Source organism: Xanthomonas sp. DAR 35659 (assembly GCF_041242975.1).
GTDB lineage: Bacteria > Pseudomonadota > Gammaproteobacteria > Xanthomonadales > Xanthomonadaceae > Xanthomonas_A > Xanthomonas_A medicagonis.
In genome coordinates this window covers 3,859,127-3,871,499 of sequence record NZ_CP162488.1, presented here as the reverse complement: position 1 = coordinate 3,871,499, position 12,373 = coordinate 3,859,127, and the positions used below count along the sequence as shown (strand labels likewise).

At 69.8% G+C, this 12,373-nt stretch carries 10 protein-coding genes; all 10 read left to right on the top strand.

Annotation, left to right across the window (positions count from 1 at the left end; all coding sequences use genetic code 11):
- Positions 1-5: 5 nt before the first annotated feature.
- Positions 6-1,445, top strand: coding sequence for an aldehyde dehydrogenase family protein (locus tag AB3X07_RS16135; RefSeq protein WP_369939634.1), 1,440 nt, complete (start codon positions 6-8; stop codon positions 1,443-1,445).
- A 97-nt stretch (positions 1,446-1,542) separates the two neighbouring features.
- The gene (locus AB3X07_RS16130; RefSeq protein WP_369939633.1) at positions 1,543-2,535 is read left to right on the top strand and encodes an ABC transporter substrate-binding protein; all 993 of its coding nucleotides are present in this window, start codon (positions 1,543-1,545) and stop codon (positions 2,533-2,535) included.
- A gap of 12 nt (positions 2,536-2,547) precedes the next feature.
- Entirely contained in the window at positions 2,548-4,059 is a 1,512-nt protein-coding gene (locus tag AB3X07_RS16125; RefSeq protein WP_369939631.1) for a sugar ABC transporter ATP-binding protein, read from the top strand.
- Positions 4,056-5,111: an ABC transporter permease gene (locus tag AB3X07_RS16120; protein WP_369939630.1), complete on the top strand. Its 1,056-nt coding sequence runs from the start codon at positions 4,056-4,058 to the stop codon at positions 5,109-5,111. The genes AB3X07_RS16125 and AB3X07_RS16120 overlap by 4 nt, the downstream gene beginning before the upstream one ends.
- Positions 5,108-6,136, top strand: coding sequence for a galactofuranose ABC transporter, permease protein YjfF (gene yjfF / locus AB3X07_RS16115; protein ID WP_369939628.1), 1,029 nt, complete (start codon positions 5,108-5,110; stop codon positions 6,134-6,136). Before AB3X07_RS16120 ends, yjfF begins: the two co-directional genes overlap by 4 nt.
- Entirely contained in the window at positions 6,133-8,085 is a 1,953-nt protein-coding gene (locus tag AB3X07_RS16110) for a glycoside hydrolase family 127 protein (RefSeq protein WP_369939627.1), read from the top strand. The genes yjfF and AB3X07_RS16110 overlap by 4 nt, the downstream gene beginning before the upstream one ends.
- Positions 8,061-10,055 carry a glycoside hydrolase family 97 protein gene (locus tag AB3X07_RS16105; protein ID WP_369939626.1) on the top strand — a complete coding sequence of 665 codons (1,995 nt, stop codon included), beginning with the start codon at positions 8,061-8,063 and terminating at the stop codon, positions 10,053-10,055. The genes AB3X07_RS16110 and AB3X07_RS16105 overlap by 25 nt, the downstream gene beginning before the upstream one ends.
- Before the next feature lie 219 nt (positions 10,056-10,274).
- Positions 10,275-10,895, top strand: a complete 621-nt coding sequence (locus AB3X07_RS16100; protein ID WP_369939625.1) for a glutathione S-transferase family protein — start codon at positions 10,275-10,277, stop codon at positions 10,893-10,895.
- Between the two features lie 102 nt (positions 10,896-10,997).
- Entirely contained in the window at positions 10,998-11,417 is a 420-nt protein-coding gene (locus AB3X07_RS16095) for a hypothetical protein (RefSeq protein ID WP_369939623.1), read from the top strand.
- A gap of 531 nt (positions 11,418-11,948) precedes the next feature.
- Positions 11,949-12,332 (top strand): hypothetical protein, encoded by a 384-nt coding sequence (locus AB3X07_RS16090; protein ID WP_369939622.1) that lies wholly within the window; start codon positions 11,949-11,951, stop codon positions 12,330-12,332.
- The last annotated feature ends 41 nt before the right edge of the window (positions 12,333-12,373 follow it).

The following is a 12,373-nucleotide window of genomic DNA, read 5'->3' as shown; positions in this document are numbered from 1 at the left end:
AGGGCATGCGCCAGCGTTTCCAGAGCTACATCGACGGCCAGTGGGTGGAAGGCGGCGACCTCGCCGCCGACGAGAATCCGTCGGATCTGTCCGCGCCGGTCGGCGAGGTCGGCAGCGTCGATGCCGATGCGGTGCGCGGCGCGATCGCCGCGGCCAATGCGGCGCAGGCGACGTGGGCGGCGAGCACGCCGCAGCAGCGCGCCGACGCGCTGGACTTCGTCGGCAGCGAGATCCTGGCGCGCAAGCAGGAACTGGGCACGCTGCTGGCGTCAGAGGAAGGCAAGACCCTGGCCGAGAGCATCGGCGAGGCTGCGCGCGCCGGGCAGATCTTCAAGTTCTTCGCCGGCGAAGCGCTGCGCATTCCCGGCGAGAAACTCGCCTCCACCCGTCCCGGCGTGGAGGTGGAGATCACCCGCGAGCCGGTCGGCACGGTCGGCATCATCGCGCCGTGGAATTTCCCGCTGGCGATCCCGGCGTGGAAGATCGCCCCTGCGCTGGCCTACGGCAACACCGTGGTGTTCAAGCCGGCCGAGATCGTGCCCGGCTGCGCCTGGGCGCTGGCCGAGATCCTCAGCCGCGCCGGCCTGCCCAGCGGCGCGTTCAACCTGGTGCTCGGCAGCGGCCGCACCGTGGGCCAGGCGCTGGTGGCCGAGCGCGGCATCGATGCGCTGAGCTTCACCGGCTCGGTGCCCACCGGCAATCATCTGCTCAAGCAGGCGGCCGCGCGCGGATTGAAGATCCAGCTGGAAATGGGCGGCAAGAATCCGCTGGTGGTGCTGGCCGATGCGGACCTGGAACTGGCGGTGGAAATCGCGGTCAACGGTGCGTATTTCTCCACTGGCCAGCGCTGCACCGCGTCGAGCCGCCTGATCGTGGAGCGTGCGGTGTACGACGAGTTCGTCGCGCGGGTGAGCGCGCGCCTGGCCACGCTGAAGATCGGCCATGCGTTGACCCCCGGTATCGACATCGGTCCGGTCGCCAGCGCCAGCCAGTTCGCGCAGGACCGCGACTACGTGCGCATCGCCCAGGACGAAGGCGCCGAGCTGCTTTACGGCGGCGACGCGCTGGAATGCGAACATCAGGGCCACTACATGCGCCCGGCGCTGCTCGCCGCGCAACCGCAGCACCGCATCGCGCGCGAGGAAGTGTTCGGCCCGGTCGCGGCGGTGATGCCGGCCGACGACTACGAACACGCGCTGGCGCTGGCCAACGATACCGAGTTCGGCCTGTGCGCCGGCATCGCCACGCGCTCGCTCAAGCACGCCACGCATTTCAAGCGGCACGCGCAGGCCGGCATGGTGATGGTCAACCTGCCGACGGCCGGGGTCGATCCGCACGTGCCGTTCGGCGGGCGCAAGGCCTCCAGCTACGGCCCGCGCGAGCAGGGCCGCTATGCGGTGGAGTTCTATACGACGGTGAAGACGGCCTATACATTCGCGGGATGAACTGATCGATCCACTCGCGCGCCGGCCTGGGAGGGTGGGCGGCCGCCGCGGCACTCGCGCCGCGCGACCGCCAGCGTGCAACGAACGAGGAGGGGTTATGCGCAAGTCGGCAGTGCGGGCGGCGGTACTGGGAATGGCGGTGCTGTTGGGCGCGGCGCTGAGCGCGTGTTCCGGCGGCGGCAAGGAAGCGGGCGGCAAACAGGGCCAGCTCACGGTCGGCTTCAGCCAGGTCGGCGCCGAGAGCGAGTGGCGTACCGCCAACACCGCGTCGGTGAAGCAGGCGATCGAGCAGGCCGGCATGAAGCTCAAGTTCTCCGACGCGCAGCAGAAGCAGGAGAACCAGATCAAGGCGCTGCGCTCGTTCATCGCCCAGCGCGTGGACGTGATCGCGTTCTCGCCGGTGGTCGAATCCGGCTGGGAAACCGTGCTGCGCGAGGCCAAGGCGGCCAACATCCCGGTAGTGCTGACCGACCGCGCGGTCAAGGTCTCCGACGACAGCCTGTACACCACGCTGATCGGCTCGGACTTCGTCGAGGAAGGGCGCAAGGCCGGGCGCTGGCTGCTGGAGCAGTCGCCGTTGAAGGACGGCGACAAGCCGGTGCGCATCGTCGAGCTGCAGGGCACGGTCGGCTCGGCGCCGGCGATCGACCGCATGAAAGGTTTCAAGGAAATCATCGCGGCCAACCCGCGCTTCCAGATCGTGCGCTCGCAGAGCGGCGACTTCACCCGCGCCAAGGGCAAGGAAGTGATGGAGGCGTTCCTGAAAGCGGAAGGGCGCAACATCGACGTGCTGTACGCGCACAACGACGACATGGCGATCGGCGCGATCCAGGCGATCGAGGAAGCCGGGCTGAAGCCGGGCAAGGACATCCTGGTGATTTCCATCGACGGGGTGAAGGGCGCGTTCGAGGCGATGCAGGCCGGCAAGCTCAACGTCACCGTGGAATGCAATCCCCTGCTCGGCCCACAGCTGGTGCAGGCGATTCGCGACGTCAAGGCCGGCAAGCCGCTGCCCAAACGCATCGTGGTCGAGGAATCGGTGTATACGCAGGAGCAGGCCGCCGCCGAGCTGCCCAAGCGCAAGTACTGACGGGGCCCGCCGATGAAGCCGGTGGTGCTGCACGCGCAGGGACTGAGCAAGGCCTACGCCGGCGTCGCCGCGCTGGACGACGTGGCGCTGTGCCTGCGCGGCGGCGAGATCCACGCGCTGATGGGCCAGAACGGCGCCGGCAAATCGACCCTGATCAAGCTGCTGACCGGCGCGGTCGCGGCCGATGCCGGGCGCATGGCGCTGGGCGGCGACGCGATCGCGCCGCGCTCGCCGCTGCAGGCGCAGCAGCTGGGCATCAGTACCGTGTACCAGGAAGTGAACCTGTGTCCGAACCTGTCGGTGGCCGAGAACATCTTCGCCGGCCGCTACCCGCTGAAGGGCTGGCCGCGGCGCATCGACTGGCGCCGGGTCGAGCGCGAGGCGCGTGAATGCCTGCAGAGGCTGGGCGTGGACATCGACGTGCGCCGCACGCTGTCCGCCTATCCGGTGGCGGTGCAGCAGATGGTGGCGATCGCGCGCGCGCTGAGCGTGTCGGCGCGGGTGCTGATCCTCGACGAACCCACCTCCAGCCTCGACGAAGGCGAGGTCGCCGAGCTGTTCCGGGTGATGCGCGGCCTGCGCGAACAGGGCATGGCGATCCTGTTCGTCACCCATTTCCTCGACCAGGTGTATGCGGTGTCCGATCGCATCAGCGTGCTGCGCAACGGCCGCCTGGTCGGCGAATACCTGGCGGCGGACCTGCCGGCGCCGCGGCTGATCGCGGCGATGGTCGGGCGCGAGCTGGACGTGGCCGCCGCGGCCGCCGCGGCGGTGGACGCTGCGCCGCCCGCGGACGCGCCGGTGTTGCTGCAGGCGCAGGGCCTGGGCCGGCGCGGCCAGCTGCATCCGATCGACCTGCAACTGCGCCGCGGCCAGGTGCTGGGCCTGGCCGGCCTGCTCGGCGCCGGCCGTACCGAACTGGCACGGCTGCTGTTCGGCCTGGACCGCGCCGATTGCGGCCGCGTGACCATCGACGGCCAGGCGGTGGCGCTGCGCGGCCCGCCCGACGCGATCGCCCATGGCCTGGCGCTGTGCCCGGAAGAGCGCAAGACCGACGGCATCGTCGCCGCGCTGTCGGTGCGCGAGAACATCGTGCTGGCGCTGCAGGCGCGCATGGGCCTGCGCCGCTTCCTGCCGTTGGCCGAGCAGGTGCGCATCGCGCAGGGCTACGTGGACGCGCTGGGCATCAAGACCGCCAGCGTGGAAACGCCGGTCGGGCTGCTGTCCGGCGGCAACCAGCAGAAAGTGGTGCTGGCGCGCTGGCTGGCGACGCGGCCGCGGCTGTTGATCCTCGACGAACCCACCCGCGGCATCGACATCGCCGCCAAGCAGGACATCATGACCCGCATCCTGGCGCTGGCCCGCGAGGGCATGGCGGTGTTGTTCATTTCCGCCGAGGTCGCCGAGATCGAACGCATCGCCGACCGCATCGCGGTGCTGCGCGAACGCCGCCTGGTCGGCGAACTGGCGGGTGGCTGCGGCGAGCGCGCGGTGTTCGAACTGATCGCCGGGAGCGCGGCATGAGCGCGGCGGCCTCGCCGTCCACCGCGGCGCCGCGCTTGTCGGCGCGCGTCCTGGCCCATCCGCTGTTCTGGCCGCTGGCCACGCTGGCGCTGCTGCTGCTCGGCAACGGCCTGTGGAATCCCGGCTTCCTGGCGCTGCAATGGCGCGACGGGCACCTGTACGGCAACCTGGTGGACATCGGCAACCGCGCCGCGCCGCTGGCGCTGGTGGCGATGGGCATGACCCTGGTGATCGCGGTGCGTGGCCTAGACATCTCGGTCGGCGCGGTGGTGGCGATCGCCGCGACGGTGGCGGCGTGGATGATCGGCGGCGGCGAACACAGTCGCTTCCCGCTGTGGGCGGTGATCGTGGCGCCGTTGCTGGTCGCCGCGGCATGCGGGTTGTGGAACGGGCTGCTGGTGGTCAAGGTCGGCATGCAGCCGATCATCGCCACGCTGATCCTGATGGTGGCCGGGCGCGGCGTGGCGCAGCTGATCGGCGACGGCCAGATCCTGACCATCTACTACCCGCCGTATTTCTATCTGGGCAACGGTTTCCTGCTCGGCCTGCCGTTCGCGCTGTTCGTGGTCGCCGCGGTGTTCGTGGCGCTGCAGCTGTTGCTCGGGCGCACCGCGTTGGGCCTGTTCGTGCGCGCGATCGGGCACAACCCGCGCGCGGCGCGCGTGGCCGGGGTCAAGGCGCGGTTGATCGCGGTGCTGCTGTACGTGTTCTGCGCGTTCAGCGCCGGCCTGGCCGGGCTGCTGATCAGCTCCAACGTCAAGAGCGCGGACGCCAACAACGCCGGCCAGCTGATGGAGCTGGACGCGATCCTGGCGGTGACTCTGGGCGGCACCTTGCTCGACGGCGGCCGCTTCAGCCTGGCCGGCAGCCTGATCGGCGCGCTCATCATCCAGACCCTGACCGCGACGATCTATGCGCTCGGCGTGCCGGCGCAGGTCAACATGCTGATCAAGGCATTGCTGGTGTTCGCAGTGATGCTGCTGCAATCGCCGCAGTTCCGCGCCAGCGTGCGCGGCTGGGTGCGGCGTGCCGAGCCGGGAGCGGGGCGATGAGCACGGTCGGCGTACCGATCCAGAACGCGCGCGGCCTGCGCCGCGCCGGCACGTTGCTGCACGGCGCGCGGCTGCCGCTGGCGATCACCGTGGTCCTGTTCGTGGCGATGGTCGGTGCCGGCGGCGTGCTCTACGACGGCTTCCTGTCGCCGCAGGTGTTCGCCAATCTGCTGATCGACAACGCGTTCCTGTGCATCGCCGCGGTCGGCATGAGCCTGGTGATCCTCAGCGGCGGCATCGACCTGTCGGTGGGCGCGGTGATCGCCTTCACCACGGTGCTGTCGGCGTCGCTGCTGCAACGCCATGGCTGGTCGCCGCTGGCGGCGATTCCGCTGGTGCTGCTGCTCGGCACGCTGTTCGGCGCCTTCATGGGCACGCTGATCCAGCGCTACCGGCTGCAGCCGTTCGTGGTGACCCTGGCCGGCATGTTCCTGGCGCGCGGCGCCAGCTATCTGATCAGCGTCGATTCGATTCCGATCGACGATGCGCTGTACGTGGCCATCGCTCAGTTCCGCGTGCCGATCGGTGGCGGCGCCTCGCTGTCGATCGGCGCGCTGATCGCGCTGGCCACGGTGGCGCTGGGCATGTGGCTGGCGCACTGCACGCGCTTCGGCCGCTGCGTCTACGCGCTGGGCGGCAGCGAGGCCTCGGCGCGGTTGATGGGTTTGCCGGTGGCCGCCACCCAGGTCAAGGTCTACGCCTTCAGCGGGTTCTGTTCGGCGTTGGCCGGCGTGGTGTGCACGTTCTACATGCTGTCCGGCTACAGCCTGCATGCGCTGGGCCTGGAGCTGGACGCGATCGCCGCGGTGGTGATCGGCGGCACCTTGCTGGCCGGCGGCAGCGGCTACGTGATCGGCACGCTGTTCGGCGTGCTGATCCTGGGCGTGATCCAGACCCTGATCGTGTTCGACGGCACGCTCAGCTCGTGGTGGACGCGCATCGTGATCGGCGCGCTGCTGCTGGTGTTCTGCCTGTTGCAGCGGCTGTTGACCCGGCGCCTGCCGGATGCGGGAGCGGACGCATGACCGAACATGAAGATCCGGGCCTGGCCTGCACACGGCGCGACTTCCTGCACTATGGCGGCGCCTCGCTGGCCGCGCTGGGCGTGCTGGCGCAAGGCGAGGCGCTGGGCGCGGCGGCGGCGCTGCCCGTAGCCGCGAAACGACAGCCAATCGTGCAACTGCGCGAGCAGCCGTTCGCGCTGAACCAGGTGCAATTGCTCGACGGCCCGTTCCTGCAGGCGCGCGAGCGCGACCGCCGCTACCTGATGTCGATTCCGAACGACCGCTTGCTGCATACGTTCCGGCTGACCGCGGGCCTGGAGTCGCGGGCCGAGCCGCTGGGTGGCTGGGAATCGCCGCATAGCGAGATCCGCGGGCACTTCGCCGGTGGCCATTACCTGTCCGCGTGCGCGCTGCTGATCGCGGCCACCGGCGACGCCGCGCTGCAGGACAAGGCCGATGCGCTGGTCGCCGAACTGGCGCGCTGCCAGCGCGCCGATGGCTACCTGAGCGCGTATCCATCGTCGTTCTACGACCGGCTCGGCCGTGGCGAGGAAGTGTGGGTGCCGCTCTACACCGCGCACAAGCTCCTGGCCGGGCACCTGGACATGGCCCGCCACGCCGGCAACGCGCAGGCGCTGCGCACCGCGCAGCGCTTCGCCGACTGGCTGGGGGCGTGGATGGACGGCTTCGACGACGCGCAGTGGCAGCGCATCCTCGGCGTGGAGTTCGGCGGCATGCAGGAGTCGCTGCTGGAACTGTCCCTGCTCACTGGCGACGCACACTATCAGCGCTGGGCCGCGCGCTACGCGCAGCCCTCGCTGCTCGAACCGCTGGCGCAGCAGCGCGACGCACTGGCCGGCCTGCACGCCAATACCCAGATTCCGAAGATCGTCGCCGCCGCGCGCGCCTACGAGATCGACGGCGCGCCGCACCAGCGCCAGATCGCCGAATTCTTCTGGCGCACGGTCAGCGGCCACCATGCCTACTGCACCGGCGGCACCAGCGACTACGAACTGTTCGGCAAGCCGGACCACTTCGCCGGCCGCCTGAGCGGGCACAGCCACGAGTGCTGCTGCAGCTACAACATGCTCAAGCTGACCCGGCACCTGTACACCTGGCAGCCGGACGCGGCGCTGATGGACTACTACGAGCGCGTGCTGTTCAACGCGCGCCTGGGCACCCAGGACGAAGCCGGCATGATGATGTACTTCGTGCCGATGGATGCCGGCTACTGGAAGGTCTACAACACCCCCTTCGCCTCGTTCTGGTGCTGCACCGGCACCGGCGCGGAGGAGTTCGCCAAGAGCAACGACAGCATCTACTTCCGCGACGCCGCCGGCCTCACCGTCAACCTGTTCATCGCCTCGCAGCTGGACTGGGCCGAGCGCGGCCTGCGCGTGGTCCAGCGCACGCGGTTCCCGCAGCAGGAAGGCACCGCGTTGGAGTTCCAGTGCAAGCGCCCGCAGCAGATGACGCTGCGCCTGCGCATCCCGTACTGGGCCACCCAGGGCGTGCACGTGCGCATCAACGGCAAGGCGCAGGCGGTGCAGGCGACGCCGGGCAGCTACCTGGCGCTGGAGCGCCGCTTCGCCGACGGCGACCGGATCGAACTGGACCTGCCGATGGCGCTGCACGCCGCGCCGTTGCCCGACGAACCCAGTCTGCAGGCGATGATGTACGGCCCGCTGGTGCTGGCCGCGCAGCTCGGCAGCGATGGCATCGATCCGGCGCAGTTGCATGTGTCCGACCAGCGCCCGTCGTTGAACGGGATCGTCGGCCGCCAGTTGCCGGCGGTGTATTTCGCGCCGAACGCGTTGTGGGCGCGCAAGCGCGAGGGCCAGACGCAGGTGTTCGAGGCCGATGGCATTCAGGGCCCGATCACCCTGATCCCGTTCTACCGCATCGCCCACGAGCGCTATGCGGTCTACTGTCGCGCGAGGCCGGTATGGGAAAAGAAGCCGCAGTTCTGAGCCGCCCGCAGCGGACCCGTGCCGTGCGCCTGGTGGCCTGCCTGCTGGTGCTGTGCGCGCTGCCGGCGCTGGCCGCCGAGCGCCTGGTCGGCGCGGTCGTCAGTCCCGATGCCACGCTGCAAGCGCAGGTGAGCGTGGACGAGGACGGCGGTAGCGCGTACTACCGCGTGCTGCGCGACGGGCGCGAGGTGCTGATGCGCTCGCGCCTGGGCCTGGTCCGCGACGATGCCGATTTCTCCAAGGGCCTGCGCCTGCTCGCGGTGTCGCCGGTGGAGGCGGTGCACGATCGCTACGAACTGCTGACCGGCAAGCGCCGGGTCAACGACTACCGCGCCAACCGGCGCGTGTTCTCCTGGCGCGGGGCCAACGGCGAGCGCCTGCAGATCGAGTTCCAGGTCTCCGACGACGGCGTCGTGTTCCGTTACGCCTTCCCGCGCCGCGACCCGGCAATCCGCGAACTGCGCGAGGACGCCACCACGTTCCGCTTCGCCGCGGCCGCGCGCGCCTGGCTGCAGCCGATGTCGCCGGCCAAGACCGGATTCGGCAATACCAATCCGTCCTACGAGGAGTATTACCTGCAGGACGTCGCGGTGGGCACGCCGTCGCCGCTGGCCGCCGGCTGGGTGTATCCGGCTCTGTTCCGCCACGAGGCGGACTGGGTGCTGCTCAGCGAAGGCACGCTCGGCCGCGGCCATGCCGGCAGCCGCCTGCGCGATGTCGCCGACCAGCCCGGCGCGTATGCGATCGGCATGCCCGACCCGCGCGAGGTGTTGCCCGGCGGCGCCGCCAACCCACGCTTCGCGCTGCCGTGGCGTTCGCCCTGGCGCATCGTCGCGGTCGGCAGCCTGAAGACCATCGCCGAGTCCACCCTGGGCACCGACGTGGCCGATCCGCCCGCCACGCCGCCGGTCGCGCCGCCGCAGCCGGGCAAGGCATCGTGGAGCTGGCCGCTGCTCGGCGACGGCGCCACCACGTTCGAGGTGCAGAAGCGCTACATCGATTTCGCCGCGCGCATGGGCTGGCGCTATACCTTGATCGACGCGCTGTGGGACACGCAGATCGGCGAGGACAAGCTGCGCGAGCTGATCGCCTACGCGCGCGCCAAGCGGGTCGCGATCCTGCTCTGGTACAACTCGGCCGGCAGCTGGAACCAGGCGCCGCAGACCCCGCGCGACCGCATGCTGACCCACGCCAGCCGCGTGCGCGAGTTCGCGCGGCTCAAGGCGCTGGGCGTGGCCGGGGTGAAGATCGATTTCTTCGGCGGCGATGGCCAGTCGATGATCGGCTACTACCTGGACATCCTGCAGGACGCCGCGCCGTACGGGCTGATGCTCAACTTCCATGGCGCCACCCTGCCGCGCGGCTGGCAGCGCACCTGGCCGGACCTGATGACGATGGAGGCGGTGCGCGGGCTGGAGTTCGCCACCTTCGAGCAGGCCAACGCCGACCAGGTGCCGGCGCATGCGGCGATGCTGCCGTTCGCGCGCAACGTGTTCGATCCCATGGACTTCACCCCGCTGGCCATGGTCAAGCTCAACGACAAGGTGCAGCGCCGGACCACGCCCGGCTTCGAGCTGGCCGAGACGGTGCTGTTCGTGTCCGGCATCCAGCATTACGCCGAGACCCCGGAGGCGGTGGAACAGGCGCCGCCGGAGGTGCGCGCGTTGCTGCGCGACCTGCCCGCGGTGTGGGACGACAGCCGCTTCGTGGACGGTTATCCGGGGCGCTTCGCGGTGTTCGCGCGGCGCGGCGGCGGACGCTGGTACGTGGCCGGCATCAACGCCGATCCGCAGCCGCGCACGCTGCGGCTGGATCTGGCGGAGCTGGGCGTGGCCGGTCGTGGCGCACGCCTGATCGCCGATGGCGATGGCCCGTTGGGCCTGGCCAGCCGCCGTCTCGAGGTCACCCCGGCGCAGACCGTCGAGGTGCCGTTGCCCGCGCGCGGCGGCTTCGTGCTGCAGTTCGACTGAGCGGCGTGCCGCCGCCGCGCAGGGCGGCGCCATCGTTCGCGGGGCGGTGGTGGCAGAGACGCGACGGCGCGAGTGCTTGGTCGCGCGCGACGCAAGAGGGTGCCGGCGTCCGCGCGTCAGGCCGTCGCGCGGGCTCCATCGCACTGCCCAGCGCCCGTGTCGGCGTCGCCGTCGCGCGTGCGGCGGCATAGAATTGGCGCTCGCGACAGGAGCGCTGCCATGCTGAAGATCTGGGGCCGACACAATTCGAGCAACGTGCGCAAGGTGCTGTGGTGCGCCGAGGAAGTCAGGGTACCGTACGACTCGATCCAGGTCGGCGGCGCCTTCGGCGGGACCGACGATGCGCACTACCGCGCGATGAACCCCAACGGCCTGGTGCCGGCGATCGAGGACGACGGCCTGGCGTTGTGGGAATCCAACAGCATCGTGCGCTACCTGGCCGCGCGCTATGCGCCGGGGACGCTTTACCTGGAGGATCCCGCCGAACGCGCGCGCGGCGACAAGTGGATGGACTGGACCACTTCGACATTCGCCGTTCCGTTCCGCGACCTGTTCTGGGGCACGCTGCGCACCGCGCCCGAAGCGCGCGACGAGGCCAAGATTGCCGCCGCGCTGGCGCGTTGCGGCGAATTGCTGCGTACCGCCGAGGCAGCGCTGGTGCAGCAGCCGTGGCTGTCCGGCGCGCAGTTCGCGATGGGCGACATCCCGTTGGGCAGCTTCGCCTACGCCTGGTTCGAGATGCCGATCGAGCGGCCGGCGCTGCCGCATCTGCACGCCTGGTACCAGCGCTTGCAGCAGCGTCCGGCGTTCCGCAAGGCGGTGATGACGGCGTTGACCTGAACACCTGGTCCCTGCGTGGCCTGTCCGCTGCGCAGGCGGATCGCCATGACACGCCATGATCTGGCGTGCGACGTTAGTACCTCGATCAGCCAGGACCTCCCCATGCACAACCCCTACGAGCCGCCGGTGACGCCGGCCGTCTCCCCCCCGAGCAAGCCGTCGAACAAGGCGCAGGGCTACGTGCAGTTGGCCCTGTCGTTGTTGATCGCGATCTTCTGCACCTTGCAGATGTGGGGCGTCCTGTTCCTGCTGATCCGCAATTTCGGCGCGCTGATGCAGGACGGCACCGTCCCGCTGCTGGCGCTTGGCGCCAAGCTGACCTTGCCGTTGCTGCTGTTCGTCTCCGGCATCCTGCTGCTGTTCCAGCGCAAGCTCGCCCTCTATGGATTCGGCGTTTATCTGGCGGGCGTCGTGCTGCTGCGCATGCACAACGACTACGGCACCTCGCCGCTCACGCTGCTGCCGGCGGTCGGTTTCCTCGCCTATGCGCTGTATCTGTACAAGCGCGGTCGCCTGGTGTGAACGCCACGGCGCCGACGTGTTCCTGCGCGGCCGCCATCGCCGTGACCGCGCCGGAGGACGCGGTTTTCGCCCTCGGCGCAAAGTCGCTACGATGGCACCCGATGCATGCAGCTTCGCCGAAGGAGATGCACGGCAGGCTGCGTGACCCTCGGTGTCGTTGCCGGGTTCCGGGTAGCCGTTTCGCGTTGGGCCGACAGGCGTCGAATGCGCGGCGCCGTCGCGATGGAGGTTTCCATGCGCAGGTCATTGCTGGTGCTGACTGCAGTTCTGGTGGTTGCGGCCTTGGCCGGCGGCTATCTCCATTTTCGCCAGGAGCCGCAGGCTGGGGTTCGCGCTGCGGTCGCCCGGTCCGAGGCGAATGCCGTATCGGCGGTTGATCGCGCGGGTGCCCCAGGCGCCGGTGACGCGTCGGACCCCGGGCGCGATGCCGTACCGAGTGCGACATCCGAAGGCGCTCGGCAAGCACCGGCGGGGGGAGGGGCATCGACAGCGCCCGGGGCTGCGAGCTTGTCGCCCATCAGCGAGGCGAACATGAAGCGCGTCCGCGCGATGCAGGCTGACCTGGGCCAGGGCGAGTCGCTGTTCCGGGATCTCCAAGCGCTCCACGACATGGAGGGACGGGACGAGGACTGGTCGTCCCGCGTCGAAGCCTATCTCGATACCCATGTGCGGTCGAAGGCAGTTGCGTATGGCGGACTGGAAGTGTCGGCGCCGAACTGCAGCAGGACCTTGTGCTACATGAGCGCCGTGGTGAAACCCGGCGTATCGCCCAGGGCTGCGAATGCCGACTGGCAGACGCTTGTCACTTCCGCATATGGCGAGCCCTGGTTCAGGGACAGCTTTTCCGACGCCCACACGGTGCTCGGAGGCGACGCCAATGGCACGATCTACCTCTCGGTGTTCATACGCAGGTAATTGAGGTGCGCGTGGCGATGTCCGTCAGCGTTCGCGCAGCG

Bases quoted from the DNA above. Each gene is read 5' to 3' on its own strand.
- AB3X07_RS16100 (WP_369939625.1), top strand. From the start codon at position 10,275: ATGCTGAAGATCTGGGGCCGACACAATTCGAGCAACGTGCGCAAGGTG.
- AB3X07_RS16110 (WP_369939627.1), top strand. From the start codon at position 6,133: ATGACCGAACATGAAGATCCGGGCCTGGCCTGCACACGGCGCGACTTC.
- AB3X07_RS16090 (WP_369939622.1), top strand. From the start codon at position 11,949: ATGAAGCGCGTCCGCGCGATGCAGGCTGACCTGGGCCAGGGCGAGTCG.
- AB3X07_RS16120 (WP_369939630.1), top strand. From the start codon at position 4,056: ATGAGCGCGGCGGCCTCGCCGTCCACCGCGGCGCCGCGCTTGTCGGCG.
- AB3X07_RS16135 (WP_369939634.1), top strand. From the start codon at position 6: ATGCGCCAGCGTTTCCAGAGCTACATCGACGGCCAGTGGGTGGAAGGC.
- AB3X07_RS16105 (WP_369939626.1), top strand. From the start codon at position 8,061: ATGGGAAAAGAAGCCGCAGTTCTGAGCCGCCCGCAGCGGACCCGTGCC.
- AB3X07_RS16095 (WP_369939623.1), top strand. From the start codon at position 10,998: ATGCACAACCCCTACGAGCCGCCGGTGACGCCGGCCGTCTCCCCCCCG.
- AB3X07_RS16130 (WP_369939633.1), top strand. From the start codon at position 1,543: ATGCGCAAGTCGGCAGTGCGGGCGGCGGTACTGGGAATGGCGGTGCTG.
- AB3X07_RS16125 (WP_369939631.1), top strand. From the start codon at position 2,548: ATGAAGCCGGTGGTGCTGCACGCGCAGGGACTGAGCAAGGCCTACGCC.
- yjfF (WP_369939628.1), top strand. From the start codon at position 5,108: ATGAGCACGGTCGGCGTACCGATCCAGAACGCGCGCGGCCTGCGCCGC.